Annotated in this window: 13 protein-coding genes; 3 read left to right on the forward strand and 10 right to left on the reverse strand. The window is 39.6% G+C overall.

What is annotated here, in order from left to right:
• Window positions 1-319 precede the first annotated feature (319 nt).
• The 4 genes from O3603_RS05090 to O3603_RS05105 are packed head-to-tail and all read right to left on the reverse strand — an operon-like array spanning window position 320 to window position 4,983.
• Window positions 320-1,750 carry a sodium:solute symporter gene (locus O3603_RS05090; RefSeq protein WP_371521215.1) on the reverse strand — a complete coding sequence of 477 codons (1,431 nt, stop codon included), beginning with the start codon at window positions 1,748-1,750 and terminating at the stop codon, window positions 320-322.
• Window positions 1,751-1,791: 41 nt separating this feature from the next.
• Window positions 1,792-2,766, reverse strand: coding sequence for an N-acetylmuramoyl-L-alanine amidase-like domain-containing protein (locus tag O3603_RS05095; RefSeq protein WP_371521217.1), 975 nt, complete (start codon window positions 2,764-2,766; stop codon window positions 1,792-1,794).
• 3 nt (window positions 2,767-2,769) lie between these two features.
• The gene (locus tag O3603_RS05100; protein ID WP_371521220.1) at window positions 2,770-3,957 is read right to left on the reverse strand and encodes a DUF4421 domain-containing protein; all 1,188 of its coding nucleotides are present in this window, start codon (window positions 3,955-3,957) and stop codon (window positions 2,770-2,772) included.
• 42 nt (window positions 3,958-3,999) lie between these two features.
• On the reverse strand, window positions 4,000-4,983 hold the full coding sequence (locus tag O3603_RS05105; protein ID WP_371521223.1) for a Gfo/Idh/MocA family protein: 984 nt from the start codon (window positions 4,981-4,983) through the stop codon (window positions 4,000-4,002).
• Between the two features lie 110 nt (window positions 4,984-5,093).
• Between O3603_RS05105 and yihA the strand changes: the two genes are divergently transcribed.
• Both yihA and O3603_RS05115 read left to right on the forward strand, forming a co-directional pair.
• Entirely contained in the window at window positions 5,094-5,693 is a 600-nt protein-coding gene (gene yihA, locus O3603_RS05110) for a ribosome biogenesis GTP-binding protein YihA/YsxC (RefSeq protein ID WP_009434207.1), read from the forward strand.
• Window positions 5,694-5,704: 11 nt separating this feature from the next.
• The gene (locus O3603_RS05115; protein WP_371521228.1) at window positions 5,705-7,495 is read left to right on the forward strand and encodes an ABC-F family ATP-binding cassette domain-containing protein; all 1,791 of its coding nucleotides are present in this window, start codon (window positions 5,705-5,707) and stop codon (window positions 7,493-7,495) included.
• 342 nt (window positions 7,496-7,837) lie between these two features.
• Here the strand turns inward: O3603_RS05115 and tsaA are convergent, their stop codons facing one another.
• Complete coding sequence (gene tsaA / locus O3603_RS05120) at window positions 7,838-8,503, reverse strand: tRNA (N6-threonylcarbamoyladenosine(37)-N6)-methyltransferase TrmO (RefSeq protein WP_371521231.1); 666 nt, start codon at window positions 8,501-8,503, stop codon at window positions 7,838-7,840.
• 85 nt (window positions 8,504-8,588) lie between these two features.
• Here tsaA and O3603_RS05125 point away from each other — a divergent pair, with 85 nt between their 5' ends.
• Window positions 8,589-10,574 carry an OPT family oligopeptide transporter gene (locus O3603_RS05125; RefSeq protein WP_287315959.1) on the forward strand — a complete coding sequence of 662 codons (1,986 nt, stop codon included), beginning with the start codon at window positions 8,589-8,591 and terminating at the stop codon, window positions 10,572-10,574.
• Between the two features lie 115 nt (window positions 10,575-10,689).
• On the opposite strand, the gene O3603_RS05130 is transcribed toward O3603_RS05125, so the two are convergent.
• From O3603_RS05130 to O3603_RS05150, 5 genes are all read right to left on the reverse strand, one after another.
• Window positions 10,690-11,424 (reverse strand): YebC/PmpR family DNA-binding transcriptional regulator, encoded by a 735-nt coding sequence (locus O3603_RS05130; RefSeq protein WP_009434046.1) that lies wholly within the window; start codon window positions 11,422-11,424, stop codon window positions 10,690-10,692.
• Between the two features lie 12 nt (window positions 11,425-11,436).
• Window positions 11,437-13,905: a phenylalanine--tRNA ligase subunit beta gene (pheT, locus tag O3603_RS05135; RefSeq protein WP_371521235.1), complete on the reverse strand. Its 2,469-nt coding sequence runs from the start codon at window positions 13,903-13,905 to the stop codon at window positions 11,437-11,439.
• A gap of 850 nt (window positions 13,906-14,755) precedes the next feature.
• Window positions 14,756-15,466 carry a LytTR family DNA-binding domain-containing protein gene (locus tag O3603_RS05140; RefSeq protein WP_155715956.1) on the reverse strand — a complete coding sequence of 237 codons (711 nt, stop codon included), beginning with the start codon at window positions 15,464-15,466 and terminating at the stop codon, window positions 14,756-14,758.
• Entirely contained in the window at window positions 15,441-16,520 is a 1,080-nt protein-coding gene (locus O3603_RS05145) for a sensor histidine kinase (protein WP_371521238.1), read from the reverse strand. Before O3603_RS05145 ends, O3603_RS05140 begins: the two co-directional genes overlap by 26 nt.
• 255 nt (window positions 16,521-16,775) lie before the next feature.
• Window positions 16,776-17,378, reverse strand: a complete 603-nt coding sequence (locus O3603_RS05150; protein ID WP_315088502.1) for a riboflavin synthase — start codon at window positions 17,376-17,378, stop codon at window positions 16,776-16,778.
• Window positions 17,379-17,644: the final 266 nt, after the last annotated feature.

The following is a 17,644-nucleotide window of genomic DNA, read 5'->3' on the forward strand; positions in this document are numbered from 1 at the left end:
TAGTGTCTCATCGTGATGAAACTTGTGTCTCATCATGATGAGACTAACTTTACATACGTGTGTAAATGATGCACAACACGTGAGAAAGAGATGGAGAACGGGTGAGTAAGAATGCAGGAACACGTGAGAAAGAGATGCGCAACACGTGAGAAAGGATGCAGGAACAGGTGTATAACGATTCGCAAACAGATGAGAGAAACTGGGCAAACCTGTTAGAACGAATCGGATATAATAAGTCTTCAGAAGGACAAACCTATTAGAACGAATCAGATATAGTAAGTATTCGGAAGATATTACAATAAACTCACGCTCGTAAGTGCTATTTATTAGAAAGAAGATGAGCCTTATTCAACCACAAGCCTACGTAAGTTAGGAGTCCATTCAACATCAGTAGCTCGTAGCCAAACTTATATCCTGTAGTGTTAGAAACAATCATGTCTAAGGCAAAACATAGGAGTGGACTGGCAATAGCGATAAATGGGACATAGCGATCGTTCACCTTGTGTTTCGTTGAAAGACCAAAGGCGAAAAGACCTAAGAGAGGTCCGTAAGTGTAAGAGACGATTGTATAGACTGCATCTATCAGACTCGTGGAATTGACATAACGGAAAATAAGGATAAACAACACGAACACAACGGAAACACCGAGATGAGACCACTTGCGCAACCGCTCGTCCTTACGCTGGTTACAGATATCAACACAGAAGGTTGTGGTTAGGGCTGTCAGGGCAGAATCAGCACTGGAGAAACAGGCTGCAACAATACCAATCGTAAACAATATTACGACCCATGTACCTAATTGACCGCCTGCAATGACCTGTAACATCAAATCGTCTGATACTGCTGGGAGAGCTTGCCCCACCCGTTGGTAATACATCATCAATAAGATTCCCAAGGCTAAGAACAGGAGATTGACGGGGGCGAATGCGAAGCCATAACAGCACATATCCTTTTGTGCCTCACGCAAAGTCTTACAAGTAAGATTCTTTTGCATCATGTCCTGATCAAGTCCTGTCATCACAATGACGATGAAGATACCGCTAAGGAACTGCTTCCAGAAGTTCTGTGTTGATACCCAATCATCTAATACGAAGATGCGCGAATGGCTATCTGCTGCAATGGCTTGCACGGCTTGAGGGAGATTCAATCCGAGTACATCCACTACCTTATATATTATGAGCAACAGAGCAAGGAGCATACAAAGTGTTTGAAATGTATCGGTCAATACAAGGGTGCGTATTCCGCCCCTCCGTGTATAGAGCCATATCAATGCAACCAACACCACAACGGTTACGGGAAACGGAATGGCGTATTTGTCGAGAACGAATTGCTGGAGTATCATGCAGACAACATAGAAGCGAACGGCGGCACTTGCCATCTTTGACAAGAGGAAGAAGGCTGCGCCCGTCTTGTAACTCCTATTGCCGAGACGGGTTTGCAAATAAGTATAGATAGTTGTCAGGCGTAGACGATAATAAACGGGTAATAGCAGATAAGCCACGACGAAGTAACCCACGATAAAGCCCAAACAGGTTTGCATATAGGTCATATCACTCGTGAGTGTCATACCTGGTACACTTACAAAAGTCACGCCCGAGATACTAGCACCTATCATACCAAACGCCACCAAATACCATGGTGACTTACCATTAGCACGGAAGAAAGTCTCGTTATCGGCTTTGCGCCCTGTAAGCAAACTGATGAGTAAGAGTATGCAGAAGTAGACTGCAATCGTAGCAATTATAATCATGATGTAGATAAAGAGAGAAGATGAGTCCCCGTGTGTTCCGTTTATTTGATTCTAGCAACACGAATACCAATATTCGATGGTCGTGACGTCATATACTGATAGAAAGTTTCGGTAGGTTCTACCACCCTATTGCCGTTCTTCTTAAGACTGGAGGCGTTCATGAGATGGAGTCCGTCCTCATGCCAAACGGCAAAGCCGAGATGAGTTGTATCGAGTTCCCGCTTGTTAGTTACAATAGCTATGATGTCGCCATCATGGATAACCTCTCGCAACTCGTTGTTATTATTCAGCAAGGCAGTAGGGATATAGCGCACCTTTGTTCCGTTACTAGCATCCTCTAATTTCTTGAGTTCAGCCACACGCCTCGGGTTATTCTTTAGCATATCATACGCCTTTGCGTTAAGGCTCATATAGTTTATTTTCAATGTTTGTACCGCTGTAAAAGGTGGGTTAGGCGTGTTAATCTCTTTGACAAATCCCATGCGCACATTGTCCTCCAACCACCAATGGAAATAGTGAAGACGGTTCACATAACTCATCTTACCGCCACGATAACGAATCAGTTCTAATTGGTGTACGTAATCAGAGAACTTATGTTTGCCTCGCTCAGCACATAGCGTTAGAGCCGTCACAGCCTCAACATAAGTGGTGCAATCTAAGCCATGTAAATTGACGACGAGCCTTTCCTCATCGTTCTTATCCAATGTGTGCGCAACGTAAGGAACACCTATAAACTTGTGGGCTATCGTGAGGATAAGTTCCTCATGTGATAGACTATGCCTTTGTGCAGCCATATCTTGTAAGATACCACATACCAACGCACTGTCTGCTTTAGAATAAGAATCAATATAAGCAGGTAAGGCGTCTTTGTTCGCATGATATTCAGCACTCACGGAACTATCTTCTATCTTTTCAGCCACTACCCCCTGCTGTTTATGCTTATTCTCTATTGTCTTAGCTCCACATGCAGTCAATGCTATGAGAAACAAACCAATTATGCTATACTTCTGCTTCATCACTTATCCTTTCTGTTCTTGATAGCCTTCCTTCTTCTTCGCCTTCCTCTTTCCAAAGTTAAAGCCTACATAGAGATTGACACTACCAAAGAAGTTATTTGTTGAGAAGTTACTACGCCTGTAATTGTAAGCATGGAGTATCATGCTCATACCTGCATACCACTTACTATTGTTCCATACAAGTCCAAAACGCCCGATACCATCTATGTTGATGTTATTGAACTTAAAGTCACTGATGGAGAAACGCTTATGTGTCACGTCGCCCGAGCTCTGCTTGTAAGCCAGTGCAACAGACAACGAACTAGCAAGAAGCCAGTTGTGGGCGAAGACCCAATTATAGGCATAGCCTCCACTAACAGATACATCCGTGTACTTTATCTTATCGAACATCAAAGTACTATCTACCGCAACGCTTCCTCCTAGACGATTAGCAACAAGGTTGTTTAGCTCCTTCCAATCAACCTCGAGCGTATGTCTTGTGTAACCGATACCTAATAACGGACTACCCGCAGAGCGACGTTGTATAGTGCTTTGACTGAAGGCTGCAGGATAAGAGAAACGGCGGTGATTGAAGATATAATAGATATTGAAACCTTTGATACTTGAGGTTAATCCGTCAAAGCCAGCCCCCTTTATGGGGTCGGTATTAATAGTCTCACCAAGATAGAGTTGCCGTATCTTATAATCGTTACCAGTCCTTCTGTAATATATGTCAATGCCTAGCATTGAACTATACAGACTTAAATCATATTCTTGTCTGCGCTTATCATTAATCTTGCGTAGTAAATGCGTGATATCGACAGTATAACCTAGGAATATCCACCGCCAACCGAAGTAAGGTCCAATGCGGATATTAGCCTCTGGCGCAAAGGTAATGCTTTGCCCTTTATCGCTCGCTATACGATACACCTCGTAAGTGTTCGTATTCTGCAACATTGTTGTGAAGTTATATCGCTGTGGCTCAATATAGCTTGTGTCTATGTCATTGAACTTATAGCCAGTCTTTCTCTTCTTGTGGTATTCCGTCTTATTCCTATAAGCACTAGAATCTATTCGCATCCAGCGTATCGTGTCAAGTGTGTGTTCCAGGTTACCAACCGCCTTTGTAGAAGTATGTGCATTCGCCATCCCTATTCCCATGAAGAACAAGAGGAATGATAACAAAACACAACGATTAATCAGCAGATTCATTGATAACACGGATTTGAATAATATGTAAATGTAGTAAGGCTTCTATATCTTACCAAGAATACGATCTATCACCCAGTTCGTTGGAGTCGCACTGATACTTGTACAATCGCAGGAACCATATCCCTGCATATCTTCTATGACGGACTTAATGATTGGTAACTGAACGTAAGGCGGATTAGCTACTTCTATATCCTTTTCGCCCTCACTTGTACAGAGGTGGATGGGCGTGTATGTATAGACGGAGAACGACAGACGTCCCTTTGTCCCATAAACCTCAATATAATCCTCACGCGCACTCTCATGAGCGACAAAGCACCAAGCACCACTTCCAGTGAGACCATTCTCGAAACGGAAAACAGCATTTACAGTGTCTTCAACATCATAAAGTCCAGCTCGGTTAGCTGTATAACCATGTGCCTTAACAATAATACCAAAGAAGTTCTGAAGCAAGTCTAACTGGTGGGGAGCTAAGTCGTAAAAGTATCCACCACCCGAGATATTCGACTGTAATCGCCACGGATGTTGCACATTGCTCTTATAATCCAGGTCACGTGGTGGGACGGCAAAGCGTACTTGCACGGTTAGGATATCTCCGATAGAACCATTATCTATTATCTCCTTTACCTTTTGAAAGTATGGAAGATAACGGCGGTAATAAGCAACGAAGCAAGGAACATTCGTCTGTTCTGATATACGATTGATACGAACACAATCCTCGTAAGATGCAGCCAATGGCTTCTCTATGTAACAGGGCTTACCAGCACGCATTGCCATGATAGCGAATGTGGCATGGGCAGCAGGCGGCGTCGCAATATATACGGCATTCACATCAGGATCATCAACTAACTCCTGCGCATCTGTGTACCATTTTCTAATATTATGGCGTTCGGCATAAGAACGTGCCTTCAGTTCACTACGACTGAATACAGCTACTACATGTGAGCCCATAACCTCATTAAACGCAGGTCCTGACTTCTTCTCTGTGACCTCCCCACAGACTATAAAACCCCAATTGATTTGCTTCATTGCTCTTTGCTTTTCTGCAAAATTACTAAAAAACTATCAACTAACCAGCCCTAGCTCTTAAGTTTTTAGTATCTTTGCAACATAGGGTACACAATTACACATAAATCGGAATGATAATTAAGAAATCAGAATTTACTATATCATCGCCTAGTTTATCAAAATGTCCTGATGATACTAAAGCAGAATATGCATTTATCGGACGCTCTAATGTTGGTAAATCAAGTCTTATAAATATGTTATGCAACCATAAAGGATTGGCTAAGACATCAGCTAAGCCTGGTAAGACTTTACTCATCAACCACTTCATCATTAATAATGAATGGTATTTGGTTGACCTCCCTGGCTATGGTTATGCCAAGAACTCTAAGACGGTGCGTAACAAGCTGGAGCAGATGATAGCGCAATACATTCTACAGCGCAAACAACTGGTCAATGTGTTTGTTCTCATTGATATTCGACATGAGCAACAGAAGATAGATCGTGAGTTTGTCGATTGGTTGGGAGAGAGCAATGTTCCCTTCTCTATCATCTTCACTAAGGCTGACAAGCTATCTCCTGCAAAGGCTAAGTCTAACGCATTACTATGGATGAAGAAGTTACAAGACAGATGGGAAGTATTGCCTCCTTACTTCATCACCTCATCAGAAGACAAGACTGGGCGAGACGAAGTACTTGATTATATTGACCAGATAAACGCAACACTGGAATAACCCCTAAATACATGGCACAGATACCTTACCTTGATGTCCAAAACTTAACTAAGAGCTTTGGAGCACAGGTTCTTTTCAAAGATATTTCATTTTCGATAGCTGAAGGGCAACACATAGGATTAGTAGCACAGAATGGTACGGGTAAGTCTACCCTATTATCTATTCTAATTGGAAAAGAAAGCTATGATACTGGTTCTATTATCTATCGCAATAACTTACGTGTAGGACTTCTAGAACAGAGCCCGAAGTTTGATCCCGAAGAGAGTGTGCTAGACGCCTGCTTTAACCATGAGGGAAATCCAGAAAGATTATTGAAGGCAAAGCAAATTCTCACAATGCTAAAGCTCACTAATCTTGACCAACCAATGGGACAATTAAGTGGCGGACAGCAGAAACGTGTAGCACTAGCGAATGTTCTTATCCTCGAGCCTGACTTCCTCATTCTTGACGAGCCAACGAACCATTTAGATTTAGAGATGATTGAATGGCTTGAAGGTTATCTATCACGTGGCAATAAAACAATCTTTATGGTTACACACGATCGCTATTTCCTTGACAATGTGTGTAACACGATACTTGAATTAGACAATAACACGATCTACACCTATCGAGGTAATTATTCTTATTACTTAGAGAAGAGACAAGAACGTATTGATAATACACGTGCCGAGATAGCACGTGCCAATAACCTTTATCGCACAGAGTTAGAATGGATGCGTCGTATGCCACAAGCACGTGGTCATAAAGCGCGCTATCGAGAAGAGGCCTTCTATGAGTTAGAGGCAAAAGCCAAACAACGCATAGAAGAACGACAAGTAAGACTAAAGTCCTCTAACGTTTATATAGGTAGTAAGATCTTCGAATGCCAATACGTATCGAAGAAGTTTGATGAGAAAGTTATCCTCAACGACTTCTATTATAACTTTGCACGATTTGAGAAGATGGGTATCGTGGGAAATAATGGAACAGGCAAGTCAACTTTCATTAAGATGCTTCTTGGAAAGGTAGCTCCCGATAGCGGACGATTCGATATTGGAGAGACCGTTCGCTTTGGTTATTTCTCACAGGAAGGATTAAAGTTCCGTGACGATCAAAAAGTTATTGATATCATCACGGATATAGCCGATTACATCGATATGGGAGGCGGTAAACACATGACTGCTTCTCAATTCTTAAATTACTTCCTCTTCTCTCCTGAAGAGCAGCATAATTATGTTTACAAGCTATCTGGCGGAGAGAAACGTAAGCTATATCTCTGTACAGTACTCATGAAGAATCCTAACTTCCTCGTACTGGACGAGCCAACTAACGACTTAGATATTCAAACCTTACAGATTCTAGAAGAGTATTTGCAAGACTTCCCCGGCTGTGTTATAGTAGTTTCGCACGACCGCTATTTTATGGATAAAGTCGTTGATCATTTGCTCGTATTCAAAGGTGAAGGAGAAATACAAGACTTCCCTGGTAACTACACGCAATACAGAGATTATCAGAAGATGAAATCCAAAGAAGATAATCAAACAAAGCCAGTAAAGAATACGAAACAGGTTAATGCAGAAGCTAAGAACAATTCTTCGATAAATGGGAAGCACAAGATGACCTTCAAAGAGAAACGAGAATACGAACAAATATCAGAGAAGATCAATCAACTAGAAACAGAACAGAAACAACTAGAAGAAGAACTTTGCTCTGGTAATCTCTCGGTAGAAGAATTAACCGAAAAGAGTAAACGATTGCCAATATTAAAAGATGAACTCGATGAGTTAGAACTTAGATGGCTAGAACTTTCGGAGTTAGTTTAACCCGTTTGAGTACAAGTGAAGTTCTTTTATCACACTGGTTATCATTAAATTATTGAAAGCTTTTTCTTACGAAAGAGCTTTCTTTTTTATATATCAGATAATCAGGTAGTTACATATTCACAATAGCTTCCTCCAAAAAGGTACTATCGTTTTCGAGAAAAAGTACTATCGTTTTCATTGAAAAGTAGTATCGTTTTCAGGAAAAGATACTATCGCTTTATTCAAAACATATATACATTTCGATTGTACTTATTCTATTAGTTTCTTCTTTCCTATATTTGAAGTCAGAATAATGTACTATCGGGACATCATTTTCATTACAATTTATGTAACCCTTTACCATTAAGAACGCACACGAATAACATTAAGTAAGCCTTCTGACACACGGAAAAATACTTCCTTTCCTCCAAAAGGCATTATATAAACACGCTCTGGATTGTGTTGATATTGTGGACGAGGATCTTGCGCAAGGACTTCCTTTAAGGCAGAAAGTTCCTCTACTCCAAACTTAGCTGCTATCTCATCAGGAATATAAACCGAAAGTTTCTGCCACTCCTTCTTGTCCGTAAAGCCACCTTTAGCCTCTGGATGACTATCGACATACGGAATATAAGGCTTTATGTCATATATGGGCGTACCATCCATAAGGTCGGCACCAATAACTTCAATTTCACTTTCGGTGATTTGCTTAATAAGAACAGAAGATAAACCAAGTCCGTTAGGGCGGAAAGGTGACCTAGTAGCAAAGACACCCAAGCGCTTATTCCCTCCTAATCGTGGTGGGCGAACAGTAAATTTGATTTCATTAGACGAAGGATTAGCCGAAAATCCCCATATCAACCACAAGTAATCAAAATCTTCTAAGCCACGTAAGGCTTCTTCTCTTTGATATTTCTTTTCAAAGACAATACGCCCCACAAGATTATGGACTAATCCGCTCTGTCTAGGTATCCCAAACTTTGAAGTTAAAGGAGAACGGAAGAAGGCTATAGGTTCTATTTCTTTCACAGTTGCAAAGTTAATATTTTGCTTTTTATTAGGCATTAAATAAACGATTTTATTTATCTTTGCAAACAAATAATACTATTAAACAATGGAAAATAAAACAGAACAAAGTATTGAAATTCCTGAGAATGCTTTCAGAGAATTGAAGGAAGGTGAGGAGTATCACCCTATCATGTCTCCTCAACAAACTTACAGAGAAGTAAGCCCATGGTCTATCACTTGGGGTATCCTAATGACAGTATTATTCTCCGCAGCCGCAGCTTACTTAGGTTTGAAAGTTGGACAAGTATTTGAGGCAGCTATACCAATCGCTATTATTGCTATTGGATTGTCCTCTGCCACTAAACGTAAGAATGCACTTGGCGAGAATGTTATCATCCAAAGTATTGGTGCTTGTTCAGGAGCCGTTGTTGCGGGTGGAATCTTTGTCATGCCAGCTATCTATATGTTAGACTTGCAAGCTGACTTCCTAAAGATTTTCATTGCAGCGGCACTGGGCGGTGTATTAGGAATCTTATTCTTAATTCCCTTTCGCAAGTACTTTGTTAAAGATCAACATGGCAAGTATCCTTTCCCTGAAGCAACAGCTACAACACAAGTTCTTGTCAGTGGTGAGAAAGGTGGAAGCCAGGCAAAACCATTACTTCTTGCAGGACTCGTTGGTGGTTTATACGATTTCATTGTAGCAACATTCGGTTTCTGGAACGAAAACGTAACAAGCAGAATGATTGGTTTTGGTGAAACAATCGCAGAGAAAGCAAAACTAGTATTCAAAGTAAATACAGGAGCTGCTGTACTCGGACTTGGTTATATCATCGGACTAAAGTATGCTTTCATCATTTGTTTAGGTTCACTGGCTGTATGGTGGCTTATTGTTCCTGGTATGGCTCTCCTATTCCCTGACACTGTATTGAATCAGTGGGATCCAACCATTACAACAGCTGTTGGTCAGATGGCACCTGAAGTTATCTTCAAGTCTTACGCACGTTCTATTGGTATTGGTGGTATTGCTATGTCAGGTATCATTGGTATAGTGAAATCATGGGGAATCATCAAGAGTGCTGTTGGATTAGCAGCCAAAGAGATGAAAGGTAAAGGAGGTAATCAGTCAGAGGTTCTTCGCACACAAAGAGACATATCCTTCAAGATTATAGCCTTCGGAAGTATTGCAACGCTGATTATCACCTTCTTGTTCTTTTACTTCGGAGTAATGAACTTTAACCTGCTCCATGCTGTTGTTGGTATTATTCTTGTGACCATCATAGCTTTCCTCTTCACCACTGTTGCCGCTAATGCCATTGCTATTGTAGGAAGCAATCCTGTTTCTGGTATGACATTAATGACACTTATCTTAGCCTCAGTAGTCATGGTTGCTGTAGGTTTGAAAGGCAACGCAGGTATGTTAGCAGCACTTCTCATGGGTGGCGTTGTTTGTACAGCCTTATCAATGGCGGGATCTTTTATAACAGACTTAAAAATTGGTTATTGGCTAGGAACAACTCCAAAGAAACAAGAAACATGGAAGTTCCTCGGCACAATAATTTCTGCAGCAACTGTTGCGGGTGTGATGATTGTCTTAGATAAAACTTATGGTTTCAATTCTGGTAAATTAGCTGCTCCACAAGCGAATGCTATGGCAGCCGTCATCAAACCATTGATGAGCGGTCAAGGTGCACCTTGGATTCTCTATGCTATTGGAGCTGTGATAGCTTTAGTCTTAGACCGCTGCAAGATTCCTGCTCTAGCTTTTGCCTTGGGTATGTTCATACCTCTTGAGCTAAACATTCCTTTGTTAGTTGGTGGTGCTATTAATTGGTATGTGACAACTCGTTCTAAGAGTGAAACCATCAACAAGGCTAGAGGTGAGAAGGGAACATTGATTGCTTCAGGTTTCATTGCTGGTGGAGCATTGATGGGAGTCGTCTCTGCCTTACTGAAGTTTGGTGGTATTGAGTTCCAATACGGTACATGGTGGGAGAATCATCTATCAGAGCTCCTTTCACTCATTGCTTACATTGCACTCATTCTCTACTTTATCGCTGCAACGAAACTAAGTAAGAAGGAGTTAGAATAAATCCTAAGTCATACTGATTGTACATAAAGCCAATTACAATCAGTATGAAAACAAAAGAGGATATGTCTAAATGACATATCCTCTTTTATTATATACATATTATATAAGGTGAATCTTACTCCTCTTCTGCAGGCTTCATATTAGTGTACACATTCTGTACATCGTCAAACTCTTCAAGTCGCTCCACCATCTTATCTATAGTTTCACGCTGTTCAGGAGTAACATCTTTCAAGTCGTTTGGTATACGTGTAAACTCTGCAGAAGTTATCTCGAAACCATTATCCTCTAAATGTTTCTGAATGTCACCAAAGCTAGTTGGCTCACCATAGATGGTAATCTCATTCTCTTCTTCATCTTCATCAAACTCATCATCAACTCCATAGTCAATCAAGTCGAGAATCAATTCCTCCATATCTAAGCCGTCCTTCTTTTTGAATGAGAAGACTGCTTTGTGATCGAAGAGGAAGCTCAAAGAACCTTGAGTACCCAAGTTGCCATTGAACTTATTGAATACAGAACGAACATCGGCAACGGTACGTGTGGTATTGTCTGTCAATGTGTCAACAAACACAGCAATACCATGAGGACCATACCCCTCATAAGGTACCTCCTTATAATCGCTTTGATCCTTACCCATTGCGTTCTTGATAGCTCGCTGGATATTATCCTTTGGCATATTCTCACGCTTACATGTAGCGATAATTGCACGAAGACGAGGATTGTTTTCAGGCTCTGGTCCACCTGCCTTTACAGCAATAGCGATTTCCTTACCTAACTTTGTAAATGTGCGAGCCATGTGGCCCCATCTCTTGAGCTTAGTAGCTTTGCGATATTCAAATGCTCTACCCATTGGATTTTCTTATTAACGGAGTTCTGCTCCTAGTTTATTTGTTAAATTCTTAATTAATTTCTGCATGATAGCATCGATAGCCTTATCGTTGAGCGTCTTTGTCTCATCCTGAAGAATGAAGTTGACAGCGTAGCTCTTCTTGCCTTCTGGTAAGTTCTTACCCTGATAAACATCGAAGAGTTCCACACGCTTCAACTGTTTCTTATCTGTCTGACGTGCTATCTCTTCTATCTGAGCAAACTCTACATTATTATCAACTAATAATGCAAGGTCACGACTTACTGCAGGGTACTTAGAAATCTCGTGGAACTGCAACTTATTCTTACGAGTTGCTTTCATCAAGCCAGTCCAATCAAGTTCTGCATAATAAACCTTCTGGTCTATATCAAAACTCTTCAGAACCTTATGATTAACGATTCCCATTTCTACCAACGCCTTGCCTGCACGTGTCTTCAAGACAAGTGCCTTATCGAAAGCATTATTGTCCGAATTAGTACAAACCAACAAACCTTGTGGTACACCTATACGGCGAAGGATATTTTCAACATAAGCCTTCAACTCATAGAAAGAACTATCCTCGTCAGGATGTGCCCATGATCCTTGAATATGTTTACCTGTTACCCATAAGGCAATGTGATGATCTTGTACATAAGCCTTTACTGGGCTTTCTTCTGACCATTTCTCCTTATCGTACTTATAGACATTGCCCACCTCAAAGAAGCGGAGGTTCTGTGCCTTACGATTAACGTTACGAACAATGCTCTCCAAACCACCAAAGAGTAAGGTCTGACGCATTACCCCCAAGTCAGCTGATAGTGGATTCATCACCTTTACTGTTTCTTCCCAAGGATAAGCATTAAAACCAGTCTCCTCATAGTAAGAAGCCTTAGTTAAAGAGTTGTTCATAATCTCTGAGAAGCCCTCGCCTACAAGCTGCTCACCAATGATATTCTCCTTATGGTACTCTTTATCAGCATCCTCTGCTATCGTCAACGAAGACTTCAATGTGGTTGGGATCTCTACATTATTATATCCATAGATACGAAGTATATCCTCTACAACATCACAAGGACGCTGAACATCCACACGATAGGCTGGAACCAATAAATCTAAACCTTCTGCATCTTCCTTCACTACCTTCATCTCAAGGCTTTCGGCAATTCGCTTAATAACATCATTGCCAAGTTTCTTACCAATGAGGCGATCACAATACTCGTAATTTAAACGAACTGGGAAGTCGGACATCTTTGTAGGATACTCATCACGAATCTCCATACTGATCTTGCCTCCTGCCAATTCTTTACAAAGAATAGCTGCTTGCTTGAGTGCATAGATAACGCCATTTGGATCAATGCCACGCTCAAAACGGAAGCTAGCATCAGTAGATAACCCATGACGACGAGCACTCTTACGTATCCATGTTGGATGGAAGTAAGCACTCTCTAGAACCACGTTACGGGTGGTCTCATAAGTTCCACTACCCTTTCCACCAAAGACACCAGCAATACACATCGGTTCGTCCTCATTACAAATGGCAAGGTCATGCTCACCTAGAATGTGCTCCTCACCATCGAGTGTAACGAACTTCTTTCCCTCGTTATTGTCTTTTACGATGATATGGTGACCCTTCACCATGTCTGCATCAAAGCAGTGCATTGGCTGACCATACGCCATCATGATATAATTAGTAATGTCTACGATGTTATTGATGGGGCGCAAACCAATGACATTCAACTTATCTTTCAACCATTGTGGGCTTTCCTTAACCTCGCAATCGGTAATACTCAAACAAGCATAGCGACGGCATGCCTCGGGATTATCGATAGTTACCTCGATTGGAAGATCATGATTATCAACTACAAAGGCATCACAATTAGGACGATGAAGCGATGTCTTATAGCCGTTCTGTGTGAGCCAAGCATAAAGATCACGAGCCACTCCATAATGACTAAGAGCATCGGCACGGTTAGCAGTGATATCTATATCAATTAGCCAGTCGCTATCCAAATGATAATACTCTGCAGCAGGCTGTCCTACTGGTGCATCTTCTGGTAAAACTATTATTCCATCGTGAGCTGTACCGACACCTATTTCGTCCTCCGCACAGATCATGCCAAGACTTTCAACGCCACGCAGCTTACTCTTCTTAATTACAAATTCCTTGTCGCCATCATAGAGCACACAACCAAGATCAGCTACAATAACCTTCTGTCCTGCAGCTACATTGGGAGCGCCACAAACAATTTGCTGTGGTTCCCCTTTGCCTAAGTCTACGGTTGTAACATGAAGATGATCTGAATTAGGGTGCGCCTCACAAGTCAATACTTTACCAACAAAGAGGCCCTTGAGTCCTCCACGTATCGTTTCAACCTCTTCCAATGCGTCAACTTCCAAACCAGTAGATGTCAGCGCGTCCGCCGTCTCCTGTGGAGTAAGGTCAAAGTCAACGTATTCCTTTAGCCATTTGTATGAAATCTTCATTATCTAGATATATTGTTTATTCCAAAAATACATGCAAAATTACTAAAAAATTAAGATATGGCAAAGGGATGACTGAAAAAAGCCACCAAAGTAAGAGGATTCTACCCGTAAGCAACATCCATACTTAATAAGCAGAAGCATCCACACTATTCTATGAAATGGGTAAGAACATAGTTTACTCTAAATGATTTTTTATTACAGCTAAAGATAATAAAAGTAACTTTCTTAACTATCAAAAGGATTACGAAAGTGCAACAGAACACATGATTAGGAGACAAAAGAACTTCAAAATAAAATACGTTCATATAGTAACATATTGTCCTCTATTTAATTATAACAGATACTTGAGAGAATCAATTACAACACTATTCAATAATCAACTAAAGTTTAGTTAACTTCTAACTTTGAGTACTATTAACGTTTAACTTAAAGTACGGGGGACGTATAACTTAAAGTATAATCAAGGTTTAACTTAAAGTACAAACGACCTCTAACTTAAAGTACAAACCAGTATGAGATATAACTTCAAAAGATATTAGATATAAATAGAACAAGAAAATTAATTTATCCTATCAATCAAGTATTTATAACCTATTTGTTTTACTTTTACTATAATAAAGAAATGATATTCATTTAGCACCTATTTACTCTTCAACTTTAACTCTTGAAATGACACAACGTAGGCTGGAATATTAGTGATAGTTATTGAATATAGTGTAATAAATAATAAACAATTACCCCTTTAACTTGGAAGCGAATCATCCCCTAAATAAAGAGTTTATATAACGCTAATAACATAAAAAAGGTAGTTAGGAAAAACCTAACTACCTTCTATATATAGGATGACAAATTATAAAGTATGACCATCTAAGAAATCCTGTAACTTACTCTTATAACTATCAGATATTGGAAGAACAGCATTACCAATAACGACACGAAGACGATCGACTCCGTCAATATTCTTCATGTGTACAATGTAAGATCTATGAATACGCATGAATTCTGGTCGAGGCAGAGACTCCTCTATCTTCTTCATATTCATAAGGCTCATGATAGGCTCATGATTACCTGTGAGATATATCCTTACATAATCTTTCAAGCCTTCTATGTAAAGAATATCGTCAAACATGATCTTAACTAACTTATAATCACTCTTTACAAAGATGAAACGATCACCGGAAGCGTTCTCTGACTGATGAAGACTATTGAACCAATCTAACGCACGATTAGCTCCAGCCAAGAAATCATCATAGCTAATAGGCTTCATTAAATAGTCAACAGCATTAGCTTTGTAACCCTCTATGGCATATTGACTGAATGCTGTTGTAAATATTATTTTGGTTTCTTTTGGTAGAATCCTAGCAAACTCTAACCCACTTAGTTCAGGCATTTGAATATCTAAGAAAATAAGGTCTACCTTATTTTCACGAATACACTTTATCCCTTCTACAGCACTATTAAATACTCCAACCAGATTTAAAAATAGAGTCTTCTTCGCATAGCTAGCTAATAAACCTGCTGCTAATGGCTCATCATCAATGATTATACAATTTAGTGTCATAGATAATTATTTTAGACGAATATATGTTCATTTTACTATCGTATTTCTTTTTCCATTGATACTTACCTGGGTAAGCTAGCTCTAAACGACGCTCAACTTGCTTAAGCCCTATACCATGTCCACTTCTTTCTTCTTTGGTCTTCGGATGATGACTGTTCTCTATAGCAAAAACTATACGTTCGTCATTCGCATCCAATAAAATGTGAATAAAATTCTTATGACTAGGACTGATTCCATGCTTAAATGCATTCTCAAGAAGAGATATAAATATCATTGGAGCAACTTGTATATTACAAGGCTCAGGAAGGTTGCACTCTCGTTTGATATCAACATTATCGGGTAAACGAATCATCATTAACTCAATATAGTTGTTCAAAAATTCTACCTCCTCCTTCAAACTTACGTAGGGTTGCTGATAATCATAAAGTATATGGCGCAACATCTTTGAAAGATCAATGATTGCTTTCTGCGCTTTCTCCGTATCAAAAGCTGTAAGCGCATAGATATTATTCATTGTGTTAAGTAAGAAGTGTGGGTTCACCTGCTGACGAAGATTAATCAGCTCAGCTTTTGTCATTGCAGTTTCTGCTTCTCTCTTCTCTTCTTCAGCCTTTGACCAGCGTTGCGCCATCAATACAGATGTTGCCGCACCTGCACATATACTAAGATTAAAGATATTGCGAGTAATAAAGAAAAGATGTGGGTTTATGTTTTCTTCCTCACTCTGTAATAACAATTGATAGGAGAATGATATAATATATCGTTCTGTACCTGTATAGTACAACCACTCATGTTGTGCTATGGACAAAAATAAGATGAGGATAACATTATAAATCCAGAATTCTCTCTCATCTCCTTTTAACAACTTGGGAGCAAAAACAAAATAATTGACGTAAGCCACTATCATCATTGACAATGGAACAATATATTGATATAAGCTCTCTTGCCATGAAAATAAACCAAAAGGTGAGTATATGATAGGCACGAGGAACAATGGAAGCCAAAGTACTATCTGACTCCAAAATACCTTTGATGTATAAATTTGTTTCCTCATTATTACTACTTATTAATCGTATCTATCACAAATTCGCAAACAAAGATAATAAAACTTTCTGTAAAAAAAATGTATTATCTGAATATGTGAGTTTATTTTACATTAATCATCTTGAATGTCTATACTAAAACCCCGTAATTAACTAATTTTTATATTATAAGACCTTATTCATACAAAAAACGCATGCCAAAAGACATGCGTTTTTAGACTAAATAACTTGTTTGTTATTTTGATAAATGATATTGTATGCGACTATCATTCATAGTGCTGAAGTCTTGCAATATATTTACCGATTATATCAAACTCAATATTAACGATTGAGCCAAGTTTTATATCCGCAAAGTTCGTATTTTCCTTTGTGTATGGTATAATCGCTACTTTAAAACTATTATCAGTAGGATTACAAACGGTGAGAGACACTCCATTTACTGTTATTGAACCTTTATCTACAGCGAAATAGCCTCTTTGAGCCATTTCACGATTAAGGGGATACTCAAAAGTATAGTATGTACTCCCATCAGCATCCTCCATGTTGATACATTTAGCAGTTTGATCTACATGACCTTGCACGATGTGACCATCTAAACGTCCATTCATCATCATTGAACGCTCAATATTAACCCTATCTCCTACTTTTAGTAAGCCCAGATTTGAACGCTCAAGTGTTTCTTTCATCGCTGTAACAGTATATGTTTCGTTTTCAAAACGAACTACTGTGAGACATACTCCATTATGAGCTATACTTTGGTCTATCTTTAATTCATTTGTAAATGAACAACGAAAAGTAAAATGGATATTTTCCTGTTCGTGTTCTATACGAACCAATTGAGCCATCTCTTCTACAATACCTGAGAACATATAATTAATTCCTTTCTTTTCTCCTTTAGAGGATAGTAGTTGTGCTTATGTCATCTGCCATATAATATAAGGACAACTATCTTTCACATGGAGCTTTTAAGATTTAGTTAATAAATTAGACACATATAAAAAGGTGAGACTCCTATGTAGGAATCTCACCTCAATTCCCTCATCTTGTATAGTTGGGAAATGGAAGAGTCGTATCGATGATGTGATGAAAAGTCCGAGTATCAATGATAAGAGAGCTCCTCGTCTTTGTAATCCAC

This window comes from Prevotella sp. 20925_1_30 (assembly GCF_041433025.1).
Lineage (GTDB): Bacteria > Bacteroidota > Bacteroidia > Bacteroidales > Bacteroidaceae > Prevotella > Prevotella vespertina.

Excerpts from the sequence above, each read along its gene's own strand:
- O3603_RS05090 (WP_371521215.1), bottom strand. The coding sequence starts at position 1,750 with ATGATTATAATTGCTACGATTGCAGTCTACTTCTGCATACTCTTACTC.
- O3603_RS05095 (WP_371521217.1), bottom strand. The coding sequence starts at position 2,766 with ATGAAGCAGAAGTATAGCATAATTGGTTTGTTTCTCATAGCATTGACT.
- O3603_RS05100 (WP_371521220.1), bottom strand. The coding sequence starts at position 3,957 with ATGAATCTGCTGATTAATCGTTGTGTTTTGTTATCATTCCTCTTGTTC.
- O3603_RS05105 (WP_371521223.1), bottom strand. The coding sequence starts at position 4,983 with ATGAAGCAAATCAATTGGGGTTTTATAGTCTGTGGGGAGGTCACAGAG.
- yihA (WP_009434207.1), top strand. The coding sequence starts at position 5,094 with ATGATAATTAAGAAATCAGAATTTACTATATCATCGCCTAGTTTATCA.
- O3603_RS05115 (WP_371521228.1), top strand. The coding sequence starts at position 5,705 with ATGGCACAGATACCTTACCTTGATGTCCAAAACTTAACTAAGAGCTTT.
- O3603_RS05125 (WP_287315959.1), top strand. The coding sequence starts at position 8,589 with ATGGAAAATAAAACAGAACAAAGTATTGAAATTCCTGAGAATGCTTTC.
- O3603_RS05130 (WP_009434046.1), bottom strand. The coding sequence starts at position 11,424 with ATGGGTAGAGCATTTGAATATCGCAAAGCTACTAAGCTCAAGAGATGG.
- pheT (WP_371521235.1), bottom strand. The coding sequence starts at position 13,905 with ATGAAGATTTCATACAAATGGCTAAAGGAATACGTTGACTTTGACCTT.
- O3603_RS05140 (WP_155715956.1), bottom strand. The coding sequence starts at position 15,466 with ATGACACTAAATTGTATAATCATTGATGATGAGCCATTAGCAGCAGGT.
- O3603_RS05145 (WP_371521238.1), bottom strand. The coding sequence starts at position 16,520 with ATGAGGAAACAAATTTATACATCAAAGGTATTTTGGAGTCAGATAGTA.
- O3603_RS05150 (WP_315088502.1), bottom strand. The coding sequence starts at position 17,378 with ATGTTCTCAGGTATTGTAGAAGAGATGGCTCAATTGGTTCGTATAGAA.